The 21516-nt window shown below is 55.5% G+C and carries 14 protein-coding genes and 6 pseudogenes; 15 read left to right on the top strand and 5 right to left on the bottom strand.

The annotated features are described in order from the left end of the window. Positions 1 to 307 (bottom strand): transposase (locus A3C3_RS0134060; protein ID WP_028740235.1); only part of this gene is annotated, 307 nt, incomplete at its 3' end. Positions 308 to 360: 53 nt separating this feature from the next. Here A3C3_RS0134060 and A3C3_RS44420 point away from each other — a divergent pair. Further along, the gene (locus tag A3C3_RS44420) at positions 361 to 882 is read left to right on the top strand and encodes a 4'-phosphopantetheinyl transferase family protein (protein ID WP_084797112.1); all 522 of its coding nucleotides are present in this window, start codon (positions 361 to 363) and stop codon (positions 880 to 882) included. A gap of 181 nt (positions 883 to 1063) precedes the next feature. Here the strand turns inward: A3C3_RS44420 and A3C3_RS0134065 are convergent, their stop codons facing one another. Next, complete coding sequence (locus A3C3_RS0134065) at positions 1064 to 1816, bottom strand: carbonic anhydrase (protein WP_022718992.1); 753 nt, start codon at positions 1814 to 1816, stop codon at positions 1064 to 1066. A gap of 1424 nt (positions 1817 to 3240) precedes the next feature. Here A3C3_RS0134065 and A3C3_RS0134075 point away from each other — a divergent pair. The 3 genes and pseudogenes from A3C3_RS0134075 to A3C3_RS0134085 all read left to right on the top strand — a co-directional run bounded on the left by A3C3_RS0134075 (position 3241) and on the right by A3C3_RS0134085 (position 6218). Then, a complete protein-coding gene (locus A3C3_RS0134075) occupies positions 3241 to 4374 on the top strand; it encodes an acyltransferase family protein (protein WP_022718994.1) in 1134 nt (377 codons plus the stop codon). Between the two features lie 86 nt (positions 4375 to 4460). After that, positions 4461 to 4955, top strand: a pseudogene (locus A3C3_RS40165) (transposase); the annotation flags it as partial. 474 nt (positions 4956 to 5429) lie between these two features. Further along, a complete protein-coding gene (locus tag A3C3_RS0134085; protein ID WP_145611492.1) occupies positions 5430 to 6218 on the top strand; it encodes a LuxR family transcriptional regulator in 789 nt (262 codons plus the stop codon). A gap of 191 nt (positions 6219 to 6409) precedes the next feature. On the opposite strand, the gene A3C3_RS48775 is transcribed toward A3C3_RS0134085, so the two are convergent. After that, positions 6410 to 6766, bottom strand: coding sequence for a hypothetical protein (locus A3C3_RS48775; RefSeq protein ID WP_051154558.1), 357 nt, complete (start codon positions 6764 to 6766; stop codon positions 6410 to 6412). Between the two features lie 420 nt (positions 6767 to 7186). Here A3C3_RS48775 and ectB point away from each other — a divergent pair, with 420 nt between their 5' ends. After that, on the top strand, positions 7187 to 8461 hold the full coding sequence (ectB, locus tag A3C3_RS0134095) for a diaminobutyrate--2-oxoglutarate transaminase (RefSeq protein WP_028740236.1): 1275 nt from the start codon (positions 7187 to 7189) through the stop codon (positions 8459 to 8461). A gap of 1198 nt (positions 8462 to 9659) precedes the next feature. Here the strand turns inward: ectB and A3C3_RS45735 are convergent. After that, positions 9660 to 9818, bottom strand: a complete 159-nt coding sequence (locus A3C3_RS45735) for a hypothetical protein (protein WP_156890803.1) — start codon at positions 9816 to 9818, stop codon at positions 9660 to 9662. A 447-nt stretch (positions 9819 to 10265) separates the two neighbouring features. Between A3C3_RS45735 and A3C3_RS47575 the strand changes: the two genes are divergently transcribed. The 3 genes from A3C3_RS47575 to A3C3_RS0134105 all read left to right on the top strand — a co-directional run bounded on the left by A3C3_RS47575 (position 10266) and on the right by A3C3_RS0134105 (position 12139). Then, entirely contained in the window at positions 10266 to 10466 is a 201-nt protein-coding gene (locus tag A3C3_RS47575; RefSeq protein ID WP_233450504.1) for a hypothetical protein, read from the top strand. Then, a complete protein-coding gene (locus A3C3_RS47580) occupies positions 10463 to 10621 on the top strand; it encodes a hypothetical protein (RefSeq protein ID WP_233450529.1) in 159 nt (52 codons plus the stop codon). The genes A3C3_RS47575 and A3C3_RS47580 overlap by 4 nt, the downstream gene beginning before the upstream one ends. 654 nt (positions 10622 to 11275) lie before the next feature. After that, positions 11276 to 12139 carry a MurR/RpiR family transcriptional regulator gene (locus A3C3_RS0134105; protein WP_022718998.1) on the top strand — a complete coding sequence of 288 codons (864 nt, stop codon included), beginning with the start codon at positions 11276 to 11278 and terminating at the stop codon, positions 12137 to 12139. Between the two features lie 557 nt (positions 12140 to 12696). On the opposite strand, the pseudogene A3C3_RS48780 reads toward A3C3_RS0134105, so the two are convergent. Then, positions 12697 to 12939, bottom strand: a pseudogene (locus tag A3C3_RS48780) (helix-turn-helix domain-containing protein); the annotation flags it as partial. A 1429-nt stretch (positions 12940 to 14368) separates the two neighbouring features. On the opposite strand from A3C3_RS48780, the gene A3C3_RS0134120 reads away from it, so the two are divergent. The 7 genes and pseudogenes from A3C3_RS0134120 to A3C3_RS42090 form a co-directional block, all read left to right on the top strand. Further along, the gene (locus A3C3_RS0134120; RefSeq protein ID WP_022719000.1) at positions 14369 to 15526 is read left to right on the top strand and encodes a KamA family radical SAM protein; all 1158 of its coding nucleotides are present in this window, start codon (positions 14369 to 14371) and stop codon (positions 15524 to 15526) included. Positions 15527 to 15746: 220 nt separating this feature from the next. Beyond that, complete coding sequence (locus A3C3_RS0134125) at positions 15747 to 17003, top strand: ATP-grasp domain-containing protein (RefSeq protein WP_028740239.1); 1257 nt, start codon at positions 15747 to 15749, stop codon at positions 17001 to 17003. A 120-nt stretch (positions 17004 to 17123) separates the two neighbouring features. Beyond that, positions 17124 to 17932: pseudogene (locus A3C3_RS44435) on the top strand (transposase). Between the two features lie 573 nt (positions 17933 to 18505). Beyond that, entirely contained in the window at positions 18506 to 19390 is an 885-nt protein-coding gene (locus A3C3_RS0134135; RefSeq protein WP_022719003.1) for a TauD/TfdA dioxygenase family protein, read from the top strand. Between the two features lie 614 nt (positions 19391 to 20004). Continuing rightward, positions 20005 to 20130 (top strand): annotated as a pseudogene (gene tnpB, locus A3C3_RS48785) (IS66 family insertion sequence element accessory protein TnpB); the annotation flags it as partial. A gap of 31 nt (positions 20131 to 20161) precedes the next feature. Beyond that, positions 20162 to 20309, top strand: a pseudogene (locus A3C3_RS47590) (IS5/IS1182 family transposase); the annotation flags it as partial. A gap of 256 nt (positions 20310 to 20565) precedes the next feature. After that, a pseudogene (locus A3C3_RS42090) lies at positions 20566 to 21026 on the top strand (transposase); the annotation flags it as partial. Positions 21027 to 21516 lie beyond the last annotated feature (490 nt).

Raw genomic sequence — 21516 nt, forward strand, 5'->3', positions numbered from 1 at the left:
CAGGCACGGCAATATCGAACCCCATCAGCGCCGCGACACTGCGCATCAAGCCTTGGGTCTGGCGTAGCGCCAGCCCGTAGACGACGCGCAGGGTCAAGCACAACGTAATCGCCAGATCCGAGTATTTCGGCTGACCACCCCGCGATGTCCGCCTCCGCGCCGTCCATAAAGACAGGGCCTCATCCTTCACCCAGATGGTCAAATCACCACGTTGACGCAGGCTTTCATTATATGCCGGCCAATTCGTCACTTGATATTTCTGCTTGGCAATCTTGTCCCGCCGATCGGCATTGAACTTGTGCGGCATCGTCGAAATCCGGATCAGGAGACTGAAAACCACCGCTCAATATCAGTCGCCGGGTGATCCACGCAACAACGCCGATTATTGAGCCCTGGGATGTGAAATTTGCGTACAGCCAATGGCGTCGCCCATACGTTCTCGGCGGGCCGTTCTTTTCGATGAGCCGGAGCGGCGGTCTGGCACTTGTCGCTGTCTCTCACCACCCTTTGCTCGGCATCGACGTCGAATGCCTCGACCAAGTCGTTGAATGGAGCTGGCTTGAGACCATTTGGTCGCCGGCAGAATGGCGACGGCTTCGGACGATGAAGAATGCTCCTGAACTACTATTACGCCTTTGGGTTCGTAAAGAAGCCGCAGTAAAAGCTCTGGGACTTGGTCTTACCCACCCCCTGTCGCAGGTCGTGGTTCCACTCTCGGAACAGACTGGCCTCAATGGTGCGCGTCTGTGGGTTCGAAACAATCAGGTAAGCCACTGCTGGCGCCTGTACGACTTACCAACAAAGGGTGGTTTCATCGGATCAATCGTAACGGCGTGGCCTGTCGCTCCTGAAAATTTGGCAGTGCATGCGTTCCCGCCGTAGTTACTGGAGCGGAGACGTTGCCGAAAGCACAGGCCCGCAGGTTGCGCCAGCGAATATTCAAAGTCCTTCGGGTCGGCATGGTTGATCCGGTGCCAAAGGTACCAATGGCCAAAAGGTTTGCCTGCCGAAATCGTGCGATCGGCCCGGTGGGGCGGTCGAAAGGCTACGAGCTCTTCTCGCTTCAGCTGGAGCTCAGGATGTAACGACGATTTGGAGTGAGGGCGGGACGTGCGTTCATTGAATAGAGCGTAGTGAACCTCTTGATGTCGGCCGCATCCACCTCGACCGGTTCCTTCGCTATTATCCAGTCGACGATTTCACTGCAAGGCGGTGTGGTGAGCGATCCCTCATAGGCCCAATACGTGAGCGAGGCGGGCAGCATTTTGCTCGGCTCGACGTCGGGAAGGGCGGTTTCTTCACCGGTGTTTTGCGGGAAGGCCGCAGCCAAGGTGGAGAAAGTCGCATTGGTGGCTCCCGGAACAAGGAAAACGCCAAGCACGCCCAAAGCCCCCGTTTCGGCGTGTTTATGCACGAAATGCGCCTCCATCGGGAAATTCTTTCCTTCGACCAGATGTTCACTCGGAGCATGGAAATGGTACTGCACCAGTTCATAGAACTGATCACCGCGGCGAAGCGTTCCTCCGGGCGCCGCATTCACCTGGATCGTGTGCCCATTATTCCGGATAGTCCCGCCAGTCTTCCAGTCTAGCGCGAGGTCCGGTATGTCGGCTTTGATAGCGCCCCTGATATCGAGCGGCGATTGCTGCGAACCGGACGAGCATGCACGGTTCTCCTCGGTCAAAGATCCCCAGTCTTCTGGACCAGCGTCAACGCCATAGCTCCAATGCACCCCTTCCGCAGCGTAAGCGGTCTTGACGCAAAGCGGGCAAGCAGCAAGCATTGCCAAACGTTTGATGAAGTCACGTCTTTCCATATTTGTTCCTTTTTAATGAGAGGAGCAAATAGCGCTCCCCCTCAAAGTCCGCATAAAAAGCGATTGTCTGATGACCTATCGGTCATAGCGGCGGTCGTCCAGCATAATTGCGCGCTCGACCGGCAAGTCGAGCTCGAGTTTCAGTGGATACCGTAGTTTGTGGCAAAGAGCATATCCCGTTTCGAGTCGAATCGGTCCAGTTGGATGGCCAAATCCTTGGGGATGTCGTCCGAATGGGCGAAACCGGGCGACACGCCGGTGGTGATCTGATCGGCGGAGAGCGCCTGGAGGAGCGCTTCGACATGGCGCTCGTTGCTCAGAGTACTGATCCTGCTTTTGGCTGTCCTGGCACGGTCGTCTATTGCGATCAAGGTCGCCGATTAGATTGTTCCGCCTCATTCTTCTGGTCCCATAGTGGGAGGACCACACAGGCCGATCCCGGAGAGAAGCGCGATACTGCGAAGACATCAATCACCATAGCTACCACAGTCAGCAGGTGCGTGACCTCACCACGCCGAATAGAGAAGACAACACCATCGATCGCGGCACGCTGCGATTATCCTGGAACGTACTGCGCGCTATTCCCAATACGACCGCAATCTCGCGGGAGCTCGTCTCGCTTTCCGCAAGCCGCAGCGTTTGTCTCAATTGTCTCGTGGTCAGCCTTCTCTTTGCCCACATCAAAATATCCCCGTCATCGCGAGGCGATTGATGCCAAGTTGCTCATACGAAAACTGGTTGGCCTTTGATTGGAAAGGTGGCCGGCTACAAATCGGAATGGTGCCGATCTTTGGTCGGAATGCCGGCCGGCTTCACGTCGGAATGTACCCGCAGCGGCAACAAAACCGCAGCAAATGTCAAGGCAATAGAGCGTAGTGTCTTCGGTCCAGCACTGTACGCTCGAACGCTGATCTCATTCAAACGGCTCGTTTCGAAGAGTGACCCGAGCGATGCTGCGGAATACGTAATCAAGCCCTCAACGTGTGTGGCCAGCCTTTGCCCAGCATTGATGCGAAATGGACACGGCAACATCCGGTACATGGATGCCTCCTATCAAAACAATCGATTTCTCCAGTTGCCAGTCAGATCGTAAGGCTTGGGGAGGCTACGCCGGGGGCTGCGTCAAAAGGAGCATATACGAATGGTGGATATCGTTTACCTGAGCAAAATCCCCCCTTTATAGACCTCCCGCCCCCAAGGATACACCTCCCCCGAAACCGGCGTCCATTTAGACCCGGCGAAGAGGGTGGCAGTGGCATGGACCTGATTTCGGGGGACGACCGCAATGACGTTGTCTGCGCTGGCCCAGGCAATGACAGGTTTTTTGGGGGGGGGACGGAAACGACACGATCGATGGCAACTTCTGGTATCCGTCGTTTGCCAGTCTAGTCATCATTGTCGACATAGAACGCTAGGAAATAGTAATGTTGCTACACCGCTTCCACAAACTCGACGCAGTTAGGGGCGTTGCCGCGTTTGTTGTCGTTTTGAATCACGCCTATAATTTGATACCTGGGGACAACTGGCACAATTTCGCCTTTGACTATACGCCGCTGAGCCATCTCGTGAACGGACGTGTCGCGGTCATCATTTTCTTTGTGCTTAGCGGATTCGTGTTGACCATCCCGTACCTGAAGAGACCGGAGACTCCCTATCCGCAGTTTGTGTTCAGACGGTTTTGCCGGATCTATCTGCCCTTCGCCATGGCTTTGGCGTTTGCCACGTTGTTGGCCTCGCAGATAGCCTTTTCAAAGGCCGAATGGGCACTCGGAGACCACGATTGGAGAACACCGGTCGATTTCCAACTCGTTGCATCCCACCTGCTCATGATCGGAGTCGATTACTCCAGCATTTCGCTGAATCCGCCGATGTGGACGCTTATTCAGGAAATGCGCATCTCATTAATGTTCCCTTTGATGGCCTTCTTGATCGTGCGCTATTCGTGGAAAGCCTTAGCTGTCGTCGTCGCCTTGGCGATCGTCAGCACCAAGACCTCGCTCATCGTCGGGGAGACCTTTGACGACAAGGTTCCTTCATCCTTGCTAACGAGTTCGATGCTGACTTTTTATTACAGCTATTTTTTCTTCATCGGGATTTTCCTAGCTTCGCACATGGAGCGTGCTGTCGAACTGCTTAGAAAAGTTCCAACGTCGGTACACCTGTTCGTGGTGGTCGGGTTTTTCCTCGCGCCCAAGGCGATTGTTGAAGGCAGCTTCCTGCTGGGCGACTTCGCATACGCACTGCTGGCGGCTTACATCATCGTCTCTTGCATCGCCTTCCCTCTGCAGACGGCTTTTTTGGAGACACGGGCTTTGCGATGGAGCGGAAGGGTTTCATATTCGATGTACCTAATTCACGTTCCCATCATGTTAGCATTGAATTATGTGCTGCATGATCATGTTCCGATTCTCGCCATACTGGCATTGGCGATTTTCCTGACGCTGATTGCGGCCGAAATTTTTTATCGGTTCGTTGAACAGCCTGCCATGCGATTGGGTCGAATCTATCTTAACCCCTCCACGCAACCTGGTAAGCCGCAGCCAACGCTAGACTCTTAGGAAACTCCTAGCAGGCTGTTGAAAAGGCCCTGGCGCATAGGCTCTGGTCGTGATTCACTCGGTTTATGGCGATTTGAAGCTGATGGATGCGCGGCGGCGATGTGAGGACAGGCGAACTCTTCAGCTATGTCGATCTTGAGGATCGTGTTCGAAAAGATCATCCTCTACGGGCCATCCGGCAGATCGTGGACGAAGCGCTCGTTTCACTGGAACGAGATTTTGCAGCGCTTTATTCACCGATCGGACGGCCGTCGATCGCGCCTGAAAAGCTTCTTCGTGCCATGCTTTTGCAGGCCTTCTATTCGATCCGTTCTGAACGACTTCTGATGGAGCGGTTGGAATACGACCTTCTGTTCCGGTGGTTCGTCGACATCGGCATTGACGATCCCGCTTGGGACCATTCGGTGTTTTCGAAGAACCGCGACCGGTTGCTCGATGGTGACATCGCTGCGAAGTTCCTGGGTGCAATCCTTTTTCAGCCCAAGATAAAGCGGCTGCTGTCAACCGACCACTTCTCTGTCAATGGCACGTTGATCGAAGCCTGGGCGTGGATGAAGAGCTTCAAGCCGAAGGACGGCTCGGACGTCGCCGCTCGTCGTTACGGCTCAAGCTGCACCGCGTCCATGAAAGGCGATGCGACCCTTTCGGGCCCATTATTCCGTTTGCGCTCTTCCATGACTATTGCGCCGCCAGACGTTGGACATCATTCCCCAAACTGGGTGTCAGAAACACGACACAGCGGTGCCCGAGCCGCCGCCTAGCGATGGCGCCTCTCGCCATTGAATTACACTCAAAAATTCGCTTCAGCGCTCCTAAGCCCCAGTTGGCATGAATTTTGAAACTCCCTCGCCGTACAGCGCAGGAGCTGCCAAACAGCATAGAATTATTCGACAAAGTGATGTCGGAAAACAAAGGTCCCATGGCTTGGGCTCGTAACTCGAGAGCCTACTGCGAGTCAACTCTGCGCGTCGATAGCAAAACGACTAATCGAGGTGAATTCCATGGAGTACCGCAGGATCACAGACGTGACTTCAAATTCTAGGGCAATAGCCAGAATGTCCGATCAGTTTTCGCTTGATTCGCCAAGCTATTGCGAGGTGACGACTGATGAGGAGGTTGCCGTCGCGTTTGACATGTTTCTAAGCCAGCTCAATGGAGCTATTCGCATTGAACAGCTGTTCGACCGATTATTCGTTTTTGCGCGCAACTTCAATTGCCGGTGGATTGCCTATGGTGCTCCGGCGCAATTTCAGGATCCACATAGGCAGAACGGAGGCAAAACACCGGTGTCATTGAATTACCCTCCCGAGTGGCAGGAGCACTGTGTCGAAAAAGGCTATGACAAGATCGATCCCACCGTAAAGAGGAGCCGGTTTCATTCGGCCGCTTTTCGGTGGAGTGAAGTGTACAAAGATGCAAGCACAACTGACAGCGAAAGACGCGTCTTCGACGAGGCTGCAAAGTTCGGCCTGAGGTCTGGTGTTACCATTCCTCTGCATGGGCCGTGTGGTAGCTTTTCGACCATGAACTTTGCTCAAACGGAAACGCGCGATCTAGAAAATATCGCGGTCGCCTACCTGCAACTTGCCGCGTTGCATTTTCATTTGCAGGTAGTGGGATGCTTGGACGTGAGCGGCGGCGACATTCCCAGCCTTTCTGCCAGAGAAAAGGAGTGTATTCGGTGGGTAGCAAAAGGAAAATCATCATGGGACATCGGAGTTATTCTCGGAATTTCCCAAAATACAGTCAATTTCCATGTTAAAAATGTATTGCGAAAATTAGAAACAGGAAGCAGGACGGTTGCCGCTTTGAAAGCTGCGCGATTAGGACTGATCGAACCGTAGTTTGGACTGCCATACATCAACCAGACCTCGTTAGGTCTTCGATACAGTTTGCCGACTATCCACGATTCTCCGTCCGCAGGCCGTTGCAGGCCGTTGGGAGCATTCAGTTGGAGTATCTGCTTGGCCAATTCACTATCTGGCCGTTGCCACGGCATCGATAGACGCGTTTGACGTTTCCCCAGGAACGGCCGTCACCTCGGGCATTTTGGCGCATAATGTCGCGAACGCCGCAATAAAGGAATGGCGGCATTTCGGCGGTTGACCGGTTTGATCTTATCGACCAGACCCGCGTCCGCAAGCGGAGGCGGACACGACCTTCCGAGGACGTTGCTTGGAAGACCCTCCGCGCTATTGATTCGAGTGACATCGAGCTTAACATAACAAAGCATTTTGTGCCAACTTGAGAATTCGCCTTCGATCGTCTTCTTGCCGAGCGGGCGCTGTAGTTCCTCGACCTGGTTCTGAAGATAGTCGGATTCGGATAACTCCTCCTGCGATGCTGTTGCGGTCAGTTTTCCCTGAGCTACAAGCATGCGCCAGGTGAACAATTGGTTCGCCTGGATGCCATAACGCCGAGCAACATGCTCCCGTCGCGTCCGATTTCAATGTCTCTTGTAGATTGCGAGCTTTTCGGCCGTCAACTTGTGGCGGTGCTCCGAGCCGGACAGCACTTCCATCTTCGAATTGTGAGCAGTCATAATGGGCGCTTTACCTCGCTCATTTAACCAGTGGAGATCGCGTCCGAAATTTTTGAGCCACTTATTCTGACTGGAGTAGGCCGATACTGAAGAAAGGCTGGTCACCACGCTACCGACGTAGGTAGGGGCGTGGGCTGTGTTTAGCGTTTAAAACAGCAAAACAACCGCGCGAATTTCAACTGACGCTGTCTTGTGAAAGCAGAGCAAGATTGCATCGCGTTGTTCAAGAAGTATGCCGCGACGCTTTCGTGGCATCGTCGGGAGAAGATCATGCTTCAAGAGCGTCATTCCAACTCGCTGGCCACCTTTGAAAGACTCGAATCGAACGTGCGATCATATTCGCGATCATTTCCGGTTGTGTTCAGGAAGGGCGCAGGTGCCATCCTCGAAGACGAGAATGGTTGCGAGTACATCGATTTTCTCTCCGGTGCGAGTGTCCTTAATTACGGTCACAACGACCCCGACTTTCTGAACATTGCTGTGCAATATTTAAAGGAAAACGGTATCGTCCATGGTTTGGATATGGCTACGTCAGCAAAACGAAAGTTTATGGAGTGTTTCGAGGAAATAATATTGCATCCGCGCGATCTGACATACAAATTCCAGTTCACCGGGCCCACCGGCGCCAATGCCGTCGAAGCTGCTTTGAAACTCGCACGCAAGGCCACTGGACGTCACAGTATAATTTCCTTCACCAACGGCTTTCACGGAGTGAGCTTGGGGGCGCTTTCCGTAACGGGCAATCGATACTACCGAGATGCGGCGGGCATTCCTTCCGGCGGCGTAGCGTTCATGCCTTATGACGGGTATTGGGGGCCCGATCAGGATACTTCGGAATATCTGGAAAAAGTGCTTGCGGATGCGAGCAGTGGTGTCGATCTGCCAGCAGCCGTCATTTTGGAGACCGTCCAGGGCGAGGGCGGCATCAATCCTGCGAGCAAGAGTTGGCTGCAGTCGGTGGAGCGGCTTTGCAGAGAGAAGGGCATCCTCCTAATTGTCGACGACATTCAGGCAGGTTGCGGACGAACGGGTGATTTCTTCAGCTTTGAATTTGCGGATTTGTCGCCAGACATCGTTCTCTTGTCCAAGTCCCTCAGTGGCTGCGGACTGCCGCTGTCCCTTTTGCTGCTCAAACCCGAACTCGATATTTGGCGACCGGGCGAACACATCGGTACCTTCAGAGGCAATAACCTTGCCCTCGTAACGGCGACTGCTGCATTGCGAAAATATTGGAGGAATGGAGAGCTGTCTGCGCGTGTGACGAAGACAGGGCACATTATGAGCGAGCGCCTTCGGGAGATTGGTAAAAGCAATCAAGATCAAAGCCTTTCAGTGCGCGGGAGGGGCATGATGCTGGGGCTCGATTGTGGTACAGGAGAACTTGCCGAGAAAATCGTCCGCAGCGCCTTTGAAGAAGGGCTGGTGGTAGAGCGATGTGGCGCCGAGGACCAGGTTATCAAGCTTCTCCCTCCGTTGACTATTGACGATCAGACACTTCAACGCGGTCTGGACATTCTGGAGAAGTCTGTCAACGCAAGCGCTTAATGTGGTACCGTATCCTGCTACACCTTCGAAGAAATGGCCGCGCTCGTGATTAACGTCGTCTAGGAAAACGTAGTCGGCGCGCCAGGAAAGCATGATCTGCTTTGAGCTTTAAACAGGGAGCGCGTTATCCCGATCCGTCTGCCGAGGGCCGGTTTCGGGTGGGGACGAGCGGTCCGCCATGCCGTTGCGTCCACCCGCCTTGAACCGTGCGACTCAGCGGGAGACGGTCTTTGGTGAGACGCATAGACGCGTGTGGCTTTTGTTTGAGACGACCGACCGCCGGCTACCACCGCCATTTCTTATCGACGCAAAGGCGTCAGTCGGCGTTCCTGTGAATGTTCATTCGAAATCTGCAAAACTGAGTGTGGCAAATCCAGTCCCCTTTATCCGCTCCGAATGGACAACCTCCTGAAAGCTCACATCTAGAGCGCCCCGGAATGGTACTTCTCAGCTGACCAAGCCGCAGATCGAAAACCGGCCGCTGACCTCAGCCAAGCGGGCCAGAATTCGGCTAGGTCGTTTGCTTTCCTGAAAGCAACGTAAGCGGGCCGATCCTCCCCACCAACGGACTTGAGCTTCGGCTTATCTGATCTGATAGTGGACCGAGTGCTGGATGCAGAATTAGTCTTAAAGGCGTTCTCAGTCCAAGGATGGCTAAATGCTTCAGAGCTTGGCGATCATTGTCACCGACGCCCGAGAGATAGTTACAGACCAGAGAGGTCGCTGCCAAGAGGCCCTAGCCTTGCCTGCGGGCACATCAGCGCTAAGTCTCTTGTTGTCTCAATTGGCGCAGGCAGGCGTGCAGAAGACGGTGATCTTAACTCTTCATGGTGTTGGTGATCTCGGCTTGGGTCTCCGTAACGGCCTGAATGGCATGGAGCTCTGCTTACGCGCTCTGCCTACGCCGAATGCAGGGCGCCTCATTGATGCAGTATCGGTAGACGAGATTAGCGAGGTACGTGGTGACGTCTTTATTTTCACCGAGAACCTCAACATCGACTTCTCGCTTATCGAGCGCTTGGTACGGTCATCTGACAGGAATCTCGTCGTAGTAGGCAAAGCACATAGCCATCGATCGTTTCGCTTGCTAAAAAATAAGGCACTCCGACTTACAGCGATCCTCCCCCAGAGCTCTGTCAGTGGGAGAAACGTCTCTGCAGATCTGAGCCCTATCGGCGTTTATAAGTTCAGTTCTGAACTACTTCGCAGCGTTGCGCGAAGTCGACGGCGTCGGTGCAATGATGATCTCGAGTTTTTTGAAGCCGCACTGGGGCGTCAAGCGTACGAAATGCACGTCGTGCATGGCGGGACCACGGCTCGTCGAGAAGGTTGACGGTTCAATCTTGAGCGCGGTCACTTCTGCCTCCAGTTCCTACTCCATCGCTCGACGCGGCGGCTACGGCAACGGAGCAGTGGGGCGCCGCTCGACATTCATGCTTTGGGACATTCGGAAAGCCGTTCCGCCGATCGGCCCAGAGATACCCAAGTTCATGATTAAAATCATGTTACGCTAACATCAGCGCCGGCGAAGCCTGCGCAGCTCCAATGAATAGCCCAGAGTTTCATAGAAATCGCATCCTCTTTTCTCTTTGCATTCCAGTCATATGCCTTCCCGATTGGGGCGAGGCGCACTGTAGGTTATGTCCGTGACCCACGCCCTCGAAATCGAACCGCCGGTCGAGCGTGTTGTTGACGATAACGGAAGGCCTGCCGCCATAGATGGGATGAGCTTGGGCGCGCGTGCTGTGACGGGTAATCGCTATTGCCGAGACGCGGCAGGCCTTCCTCCACCCGGCGTGTGTTCATGCCTTATGACGCATATTGGGGAGCGGATAACGATACTTCGGAAGATGTGGACAAGGTGCTCGCTGATGCAAGTAGCGGCGTCGATCTGGCGGCAGCAATCATTTTGGAAACCGTGCAAGGTGAAGGGACCTCAACGCTACGCGAAAAGAGTGGCTGCAGTCGATCGAGCGGATATGCAGAAAGCGTGGCATCTTCCTGATTGTTGATGACATTCAGGCGGGTAGCGGACGAGCGGGTGATTTCTTCAGCTTTGAATTTGCGGACTTATCGCCAGGGGTGTTCTTTTGTCCAACGTCTCTAAGTGGCTGTGGACTGCCGTTGTCCCTTTTGCTGCTCAAGTCCAACGTGGTCTAGACAATCTGCAAAAGTCGGTACACGCAAGTGCCTGAAGCGGATAGTGGCTCCAGCGTAGCGGTGTCAATTGCGAACCGACGACGGCACCACTCAGGCGACGTCCCCGGACCAGCTGTGGGCGCATGTAGGCCGGCCGCGCGACTGCGTGGCGACTACCACCAGCGGGCGCACTCGCCCGCCGGCCATCTCGGTACTTGAGGCGGCCCAAACGCGATGCACTAGGCACAGACCTATCTTTCTCGATAATTTCGCGATCGTGTCACCCGATCTCTCCTGCTATGGAATGATGACAACCGCGACTGCCGTCAACTTTCGATGAGAAGGCGACAACGAGACACTACTGTCTGAATTGTTGGATCCGCGACGTGGTGGTGTTCTGCCCGCCCTCCTGCTGTACTCGGTTTAAGGCATTGATTAATGGAAAAATCTCTTCTGAGGCCTGTTTCCGCAGTTGGCACGAATTTTGAGTAACGAGCGGGAGCAACTTCCTCATGTCACCGATTCCAAGGATGTATTGAAGATGGAATGAAGACAGGGGACCATGTCAGCTCTGCGTCATCACCTGACGAAGGCGCGTGCCTACAACTGTTAGTGAAGGAACAGGGCTTTCGCTGATTCAGCACTTGTTTACTCGACCCGAAGAAGTAAATCAGAATGGATATTCCCGTAATAAGTGTCATAAAGGATAGCTACGAGCGGTTCCCTCGGCAAATGAGGGTCGCTGCACGTTGGTTAGTTGATCATCCGATCGAGGTCGCGTTGCTGTCGATGAGAGAGCAGGCCCGCAGAGCACGAGTGCCTCCGGCAACACTGACGCGGCTCGCAAAGCGCCTTGGCTTCGATGGTTTCGATGAATTGAAGGTGGTATTCGCGGATAACGTCAGGGAACAGCCAGGGAGCTTCCAAGACCATCCAGAGAAGTTACGAGCACCCCGGGAGATCGAGGGCGATAGCGCCCTCATCTGCGAGACAGTTAACGCTTTGGATGGTCATTTAAAGAGGTTCGCGCAGCCACCCGCGATTGCCGCACTGTCAGCAGCCGCCGACCTCATGGTGGAGGCAAGGCAAACCTTTTGCATCGGCCGTCGTTCAAGCTTTCCTGTAGCCTATCTGATGCACTATGTCGGGTCATTGCTCGGCTCTCCCACGACATTGATCGACGGAATAGGCGGCGCCTCCAACGATGCGCTCCGGTCTATTGGTCGAGAAGACGCTGTGCTGGCGGTTACAGTCAGCCCATATACTCGTTTTACATTGCAGGCCGCCGAATTCGCCGTTTCGCGCGGTGCGAAAGTCGTCGCTTTGACCGACAGCGAGCTCTCTCCCGTCGCTAAACTTTCCGAAGTTGTGATCCGCGTCCGGACCGAAATGCCTTCGTTCATTCTCACTATGACTCCCGGATTCGTCGCAGTGGAATGTCTCCTGAAACTGGTCGCCGCCAGACGCGGCGATTGCGCGCTTCAAGCTTTGGCGGCCAACGAAGGACATCTTGCGGAGTTCGACACTTATGTTGTGTAGATACCGCGCACATGCGAACACTCTGATGGGCGAGATTTATGCTTGGACAGGAGGATGCCAGATTTCGAAGTCGCGCCTCGTTCCCATTGCCTTCGTCATGAACTAAGCGGCCGTTGTAAGGGGCCCTCCCGAGTCAATCCGTATGAGCTTAATCCCTCACCGAGTGTAAATGCTGTCTTAAATTTCTCTAAAAGTTGGAGTGCGCCCCTTAGGCTGGATAAGGATCAGGCTGCTAATTTGCCTGTCTGCCGACTCGTTCGGCGCGTGAGAGCGCGGCGATCAGATGGGCGACCTTGCCCTTTGTCTTGGCCCGCCGAGGACGGCATGCCCTGGGATGAAAGCCGTAGTGCGCGCGAGATCAAAAGCGCACGGCTATTGACAGCGATGACTGCCGCTTCATCCGATCTACAGGATGTCGCTCGGAACGCCCCCAATCGCCTCGAACGCGGCGGGCAACGCAGCACGGTCGGCAGGTTCTGATTGACGGCGAGCGCGTCCAGATGGGGCGGCCAAGAAGTCGGTCGCGGAAAAGCCGCCGCCCTGTCAAGCGGGAACAGCACCCGTTCGCGAAGATGGGCCGCGAACGGGTCGATCACCGTTGCTCTTGGCTTGCGCGGGCGATAGGTCGGTGCCTGTAGCGCTTGCTCGATGTACTTGCGCACCCGTCTTGCGATCGATACCAGCCTGCCTGGCGATCGCTGACACCGACAGACCTTGCCGATGTAGATCCAGGATCATCATCATCTCCCCAGCTTGATCACCGAAATCCCCTTCCGACCATCGGAAGCAGTATCGTTCACGGCGCAAACTGGGGAAGATTCAAACGGCACATGGGGGGAGTATTGTTCCGGTATCGACACCGACTGCTTGCTTCTGCCCGCAGTCGACGGTGGGCTACGGCTCTATGTGGTCTGCTGAGGGCCGACTGGCCAATCCAGGAACACGCAGTTGCTCTCCGCTTAGCGGCCTAACCCATGGTCCCGCCGAAGCGACTTTGCTCTGTGGGCTGAAGTGTCCCCGAAGCCTGCCTTGTTGCTTTCTTGCTGCACCGGCTGTGGCCGGCGTTGCCTTGTTGGGAATGAAATGGGTGCAACATCCCAGCCAGCTCGCGGACCAGCGCAACACGCGCGTTGTCTTGGCTCCGCACACCGCCCCACCGCTCGTGATGATCGGAACGCTCAGGCGCATCAATGACATACGAATGTCAGCCAACAGGACGTCAACGCCGGGCGTCGTTATCAGTCAGACGCGCATCATCGTCCTGACGCGCATGGCACGTAGTTTTCGGTCAGAACCTGCAAATTCATCCTTAAGCGCCTCGCGCACCTTTAACAGCGAAGCGGCGGTCGCCTCCAAGCTCGGATGACCTTTAGTTCTTGGATCCGTGTCGCAAAGGTGCATCGCACGGTCGGACCTACGTTGAGGCCGAAGCAGCGCAGAATGCCCCCGGTGCTCATCTCAATGTTGTGAAGCTTTCCCTGGATGAACTTGCGTGCGGTCAGCAGCACTCGTATCTCCTGGGCAGGCAGGGATTTGCGTGGACCGGTCTGAGCCAGCCAAGCCGCATCAACTTCGCGATACCCTCGCGCATCCTTATTGTCGGCATCGTCTTGAAGGCCGCACGCACATGGCGCGTCTCGACAGCTCGACCTCCAGACCCGTGCCACTGCGACAAGGGGCCTTCCTAAGGATCGATCAACTCCATGTCCCGGCCGTGATCGCCAAACCAGGCGATCAGCGGATCGGCTCGCTGAGTCTCGTAGCTTCATGGACGATCGGGCATCCGCATCCAACACGCCCACATTCGAGTATTCCAATGGTACGTCGATGCCGGCATACTGTTTTATGGTCTCCGTGATGCTATTACCACCATTGTCACAGACCACCACCAGACCTTCAAACCTGATTGGGTGGGCACGGCCCCGTTAAATCTAGATACTGTTCTGGATTGCGATGTCCAAGCGCTTCCTAAGTACGAACGAACTTCATTGAGCGACAGGTGAGAAACCTTGATATGTCCTCCGGACCCCCGCGTTGGGCCGTGTAGAATTGAGGACGTTCCTGTTCGGAACCTGACGCATGCGAGACACAAGTATTGGTCGCCGCGGCACAAACAGATGGTTTCGCGTAATCTTTCCCCGAATACCTCGTCGTGGCACGCCGATTGCATCAGCGCAGTGAAGAAGCCGTTACGGGTCATTACGAAACAAACTGTCTAGCGGAGGTTACATGAAGACCGCTCAACCAACCCAAGGCAATGCGGTAGATGCTTCCCAACTGGGTGCGGCTCCGCCCACCAGCTCGGGCCGACGGCCCGCGTCCGAGATCATAAATTTCATTGAGGGGACCCGCACCGTAAGCCCGGATGAGCTGGCTGCTCACAGCATTACGCGCTATCGTGTCACCAGGTCCTATCGTGAACAGATCATCAACAGTGGTTATTACGACCAGCTTAAATTCATCGTCGAGCCCTCATTCGAAGAGTTCGAGAGTCCTGGCAATCTGGATACGAGCGGCGAGCACGATAATACGGTCGTGTCCGGATTCCAGCACAAGTACGCCCAGACCGGATTGTTACTGGCAACGGACCGCTGCGCTTCATACTGTCGCTACTGCTTTCGCAAACGCATTGTTGGCAAGGATTCAGATGAAATCGCAGCTGACTTAGGGGAGATTGAGAGCTACATTGGAGTTCATCCGGAGATGACGAACGTGCTGGTGTCGGGAGGCGACCCGTTCGTGCTCCGCACTGGCAGGCTCCACCAAATTCTTGATCATTTGCTACCGTTTCCACATTTGAATTCTATTCGTTTTGGCACAAAAATGCTGGCCTACGCGCCTAAAAGATTCGAGGATCCCGCTCTATTAGCCTTGTTCCAACGGATCCATGATGCGCGCAAGGCCGCAGTGATCGTCACACATTTCGACCACATCGGCGAAATTTCGGTCGATGCGGAGCGTAGCATTCGATCGTTGTGCACACGTGGTGTGCAGTTTCTCAACCAGACCGTGCTTCTCGCGAAGGTCAACGATGATCCCGAGACTTTGGCTGCGACCTTTGCCAAGTGTCACCAAATGGGCATCCGCCCTTATTACCTATTTCAAGGCAGACCGGTGAAAGGCGCATCGCATTTTCAGGTTCCACTGCGCCGCGGACTAAATATTGTGCGCGGGATCGACCAACGTCTGAGCGGCATTCAAAAGACATTCAAATACATCATGTCGCATTACACAGGAAAGATTGAAATCCTTGACCTTGGAGCCGATGGCCGCGTCTATATGCGATATCACCAGAACAAGGATCCGGAAAAGATCGGGAAGATCTTCTCTCGGGCTTACGTCGAGGGCGGCTGCTGGCTGGACGATCTGCCTGAAGGATCAGATTGAAATGGCGCCCGCTAGCGCTGACCGCTTCTCGAAGCTGCGGAACGATCATCATCCGCTATGAACGCGCGAGACCAATTCGTCGCTTCTTTGGGTTTTCCGAAAACGTTCGCAAATTGTGAAGTGCAGGCGATCAGAGCCCCTTGTGGCGGAAGATGCGAGATCGGCAACAACACCAGGATCGGCGATTACCTCTAGAGCAAGCAGCGCGGAGAAAATGCAGATGGTAAAAAGAGCACTTATCTTGATTGAAGGTCATCGGAGTAATGGCCCGCTGTACGTGGAAGCAGCCCAGCGCCTTGGTCTTCATCCAATTACCTTGGCAGCTGATCCAACTCAGTACGAATACCTTGCGGTTGGAAATGCTGAGGCCATCAAGATTGACACAGGTAATCTCGATGCTTTGATACGCGAATGCTACCAGCTGCAGTCGTCCTTTAACATTGCTGGCATTACTGGTTTCGCTGGGCGCGATGAATCCATCTATGTAATAGTCAGTAAGCTTTGCTGGCACTTCAAGCTGCCAGGCCCGAACCCCGCCTCGATTGAAGCATGCTTTGACAAATTCGCTCAACGTCAGCTCCTCACACGTTCCGGCGTGCCGACTCCTGCCTATCGCATTGCCGAGAATGCAAACGACGTCGAAAAATCTGCCGCGGAGATCGGTCTGCCGGTGGTTCTTAAACCAGTAGCAGGCAGCGGAAGCACCGGTGTTCGATTGTGCCGCGATGCGAGAGAGTTAGCTGAACATGCGACTTATCTGCTGTGCGCCAAGGATGCCGGGAGGTCTTGGCAACGGCTGCTGATCGAGGAATTCGCACAAGGGCCACACTATAGTGTTGACACAATGGGCAATGAGGTCATTGGAATTGGCGCGGTTGACTTCGGCCGACCACCGCATTTTCTCGCTCAGAGAAGCATCTTTCCGGCGCCCCTGCCAGTTCGCAGATATCAAGAGATCGCTGACACTGCGTCGTGTTGTCTACGAGCTCTCGGTCTTGGTTGGGGGCCAGCGAACATTGAAATGCGGTGGACGAAGCGCGGGCCACTCGCCATTGAAGTCAATCCGCGCCTTCCTGGGTGTTCCACTCCGCGGCTGATCCAGCTGGCATACGGTGTCGATCTTATCACGGAGCACATCAAGCTTTTGATAGGCGAGGAATGGGATTCACCCATAAGCCTTTCGCAGACGGCGGCCGCACAATTCCTAGTTCCTGATCGCGACGGCACCTTCGATTGGATCGCTGGTGATAGCCGGGCGGCTGCCGAGACTGGTGTGGCTGAGGTCGAGTTGTATGTCAAGCCCGGCATGTCGATTGTCAGGAAAGGTGATGATCGAGACTTGATCGGGCACGTGATAGTCGCTTCACCAAGCCTTGTTCGGACGGAGGCGATACTCCAGCGGGCGGTCAATTTGATCCGTTGGTCGATCACACCGTTTGCAGTTTCTCGTGAACAGAAGCAGTCTCACGGTGCTTGATTGAGGTGTGTACTCAATCAGGGTTCCATCTGCGTCGAAGTTTTGGTTATGGAATGGTCCGCCCCTCTCTGGGAGCGATCGGTTAGGTTGCTCTGTTGGAACGGAGAGGGGAACGGACCGATGTCGATATTTATGCTCGGAATTGATCTTGGCAAAAAACGTCTGCAGTCTGTCGGGCTCGACGAGAGCCTTGCATTGTGGCGGTGGAGGTCTGCTGCGGCGCGCATCGCCTTGGGTGGGTACTTGGTGCCAGGGTCACACGATCCGGTTTATGTCGCCCAAAGATGTGCAGCCCGATGTGAAAGCGAACAAGAACGACGACCACGATCCCGAGGCCATCGCGGAAGAAGCAACGCGGCCGACGGTGCGGTTGTGCCGGTGAAGAGTGAAGCGCGATCGGACATCCAGGCGCTGCATCAGGCGCGCTCGCGCCTGGTGGGGGAGGCACGGCGCCGATCAAACACCCATTGTTGCTGGAGCGGGGCATCGTCGTTGCTCAAGCCCGGCGCAAGCTGAAAGATGCGCTTGGGGTTTCCGCCTATGACGACGATCCTCGACTGTCCTCGCGCATACGCGCTCTGATCGAGGACTTGCGCGCCGAGTGGCGCAGCCTTGATGAACGAATGCCGCCTTCCACGCTGAGTTCGACCGGATGGCGCGTGATGACGAAGCGGTCCGTCGACTATCGACGATCCCCGGTATTGCCAGGGGTTCGAAACGTGGCAACCGGTACCGGCGAACGAACCTGGTCCAGGGCGCGCGAGCGGTGCTGCCGCACATCCTGACTCAGGAGACGCCACTCGGCCCGTCGCCTGGCAGGGCGCTCAAGAACATCGTCGTCCGCCGCGCCGGCCGCCAAGCTCGCGCTCATCGTCTGGGCCGTTCTCAGGAGTGGGCGCAGTTTCGATCCGTCGGAGGCGGCAGCATAGAAACAGAGCAATCTCCGGTGCTGAGCCGATGATCGCCTTTCTGCGGGCGGTGATAGGAAGATGGCCTGACAGTCGAACGGCAGTTTCGAAACCCGGGCGAATGCGGATCTCCATCTTAGCCGAGGCCAGACCTTGAACCTTGCAGACGGGACGGGCCAAACACTCAAGGTTTCTGAATCCGGGAGGCCTTGATGCGGAAGGGGCTCTACTGGGTGAGTGATGAGGGCTGGGCGAAGATTCGAGCCTCTGTAGCCGCGCGGTCGACGCGGCGCATCGGGTGGATGACAGGCGTGTGATCAGCGGCGGTTTTTGACCGCGAGACGTCGCGCCAATCTCGCTTGGGTGAGATCAAACCATCAAGAGAGGTAGGTGCGGTGGCAATGGAGACATGGTAGCACTACCCCCATGTCCGAACAGGAGGCGGCGTTATGAAGCAAGCTATAGGAGTCATTCTGTAAGACGCTCAAGAGCTGCCGACGCACGATAGCAGAATTGTACGTTAGATCAATCGGTCACCATGCCATGAATGCTTTCATGTCACAGTTGAATCCTGCAACTTTGGAGAATGCCACTATGGGTGAAATGAACACAATCGATAATGTTATTCCGTGTACTGATGTTGTGAAATGCACACCGCGCATCGGCGCTGAAATCAGGAACATCAAGCTGTCGGCCGATTTGCCGGACCAGACCATCGCCACGATAAACAGCCTGTTGCTTGAGCACAAAGTCATTTTCTTCCGCGATCAAGGTCATCTCGACGACGCCGAGCAGGAGCGCTTTGCTCTTCGTTTCGGGAAGCCGTCGCCATATCCCGAGGGTACACGGCCGATCCTCGAGATTGATTCCGCACGTAGAGATATCCAGGCCGACATTTGGCACGTCGACTGGTCCTGCATGGATGCCTATCCCAAAATTTCGGTGCTGCGAGGTGTTGTGATCCCACCAACCGGCGGTGACACGGTGTGGTCAAACACGGCCGCCGCATATCTCGACTTACCGCTGCCACTGCAACGGCTTGCCGACAACCTCTGGGCTGTTCACAGCTTTCCCGGCGCTTATAAGAAGCCGTATGCCGAGGCTCTTACCGGCCCGAGGATCGAGACCGAGCATCCCGTGGTACGCGTGCACCCCGAGACCGGCGAGCGCACCCTTGTCCTAGGCTCTTATGTAGCAAATTTTGTTGACATCCCGAAACCTGATGGCCTGAAGCTATTCGATCTATTTGAGTCTCATATTGTCGCGCAGGAAAACACGGTCCGCTGGAAGTGGAAGCAGGGTGATGTTGCGATCTGGGATAACCGAGCAACTATGCATTGTGCGACCAAGGATTACGGTGACCAGCGCCGTGTTCTTCGCCGTGCGACCGTCGAGGGCGAGGTGCCCATCAGTGTCGACGGCCGGTACAGCGTTGCGCGTTTCAAGTTTGTCGGGCGAAGTGAGAAACTGGCATCGTAATGGATTGCGCCACTTGGGGTGAACGCGTGATGGGTCGTCGGATTTGGCCTCTGTAGAGCGACAATCTGGTGAGATCACGTATCACTTTGGTTGTCGCGCTGAGGGCGTCGGTACCCCGATCACCAGTTCGTACTGAACTAGTGTCGTGGCATGGTGCACGCAATTGGCGTGCCACCGAGGATGCAACGAGCAGGAGCGGGATTTCGCCCTTGGGCAGCGTAATACTAGCGCCTAATGCTGTTTGGTTCTGAACACAGGCGTCGGGCGGGGGACGGATGGATCTCAATACACGGTACCGTTTGGTTTCATTGGCAGATACCAGGGTCTTCTCTACTCGGCGTGTTGAAATCAAGCTCTGTCAAGCTTGGCCCATTCTGGCGTTTTGACGCCGTTCACTCGGGCCTCGCTTCTCCTCGCGATGGGCACTCGGTTATGAAGTACTGCTCAGCAGGTGCCGGACACGGCAAAAGGAACACCCGGAGCTGCGGTCTCGTGCGATCGAAATCCATGTTGTACGAGGCCAGTGGGTGCGGTCGGTCGTGACTTGATGCCTCTAGCTAGTGCGTGCCTGATGCGCTGGAGGGGCGACGATCCCGATCTGTTCGAACGTAAGAGTGTGGATTGCCAGCCGGCACTGCGATATGCGCAAGGGCATGCAGGACTTGGCTCTAATCGTGCACGAGGGCTTGGCCGCAGATCCGTTCCAGGGCGACGTTTCTGTCTTCCGCGGGAGAAATGGTTTATTTATAAAAGCTGGTGGCATAATGGATGGGCCAAAAGACCCAAGATCGCAGTCGCCACATCATCGTCGAGCCGCTCAGCCTGATGGTCGAACTCACGGTCCACAGTGGCGATATTCAGGATCGGGGCGGTGCACGAGATCTTTTGAGCGACCATCCGCGACAGGTGGCCCTGGCTGCACCTAATGGGATGGTCCGCCCCGTCCCCCTCGCTCATCATGAGGCGGGCAATTCAAAGGGGAAAGCAAATGGCTCATCGCAATCGCCTACAACATGAAGCGGATGAACAAAATCTTCGGCATAAAGCCGCTGATGGAAGTGACCGCCGCCTGACGACGCTTGGCCGACACCGCGTGCCGTCAGCGCACGCGCAAAAAGCAGCAGTCATCGACAGTCACGCACCCGCGTTTTCACACGCCCTCGACCCAGAGAATGCGTCTGCTGCTGGGTTTATACGCCGATCTCCTGCGCCTCGAAGAGCAAGTCACCAAGGAGATCGAGGCGATAGCCGATCGCGAAGACGTTTTTCGCCGTTTGACGACGATCCCTGGGATCGATGCGTTGGGCGCGACCGCATGGCAGCTATCGGCGATGGATTGCAGTTCCGCAAAGCCCGCGATGCGGCACAATTCTCGACCGGACGAAAGCAACCGCTGGGGATCAGCAAGCGCGGCAGTCGCTACGTCCGGAAGCTTTGGTGCATGGCGCTCGGTGGTGTTTCCGACATATCGACCGGACGCGCGATCGGCTGGGGAGTTGGCTCGACGGCCTTGAAACTCGGCTGCATCCTAACAAAGCCGTCGTCGCACTGGGCGGCCAAGATGGCACGCATCGTCTGGGCCGTTCTGAACAAGCCGGGCGCGCTCCACGAGCGCAGGGATCCTGCCTTCGCTTGATGCTCTCGGCTCGATTGCAAGGCTCGCGACGAATGATGACGAAACAGTGGATCAGCATACCGCAAACCCCGCGCAAAAAGGCGGGCTTCGTGCCCGAACCATTATTGGGAACGGCGTGCGCGGATCTCATCATGGCCTGGCTGAAACCGCAGTCCACTTGCGAGAGCCCGGATACATTTGCGCAACTGGAATCGTCATCTACGGCGTCGCGACCCCTTGCACGGACGGGACGGACCGTACATTCTTTGCTCACATGGCCATGCCGGCGAAGAGCTGAGGGGACTCAAGAAAGGCAGGTGCTCGACCGTGGAACTCATCGAGGGGGCAAATAGGACGGAAGGTCCGACTCTGCCGCGCCGATATTCGTTGAGCGGAATTTGGCATGGCTCGGCAGATAACGCAGGCTAAAGAGCTCTTATGTTCATTTGCAAGCTCTTTAGTCATGACTCTTTCCTTTCCGGCTTTGACGACGAAAGCACATGCGTGAAGC

It is taken from the genome of Rhizobium mongolense USDA 1844 (assembly GCF_000419765.1).
GTDB lineage: Bacteria > Pseudomonadota > Alphaproteobacteria > Rhizobiales > Rhizobiaceae > Rhizobium > Rhizobium mongolense.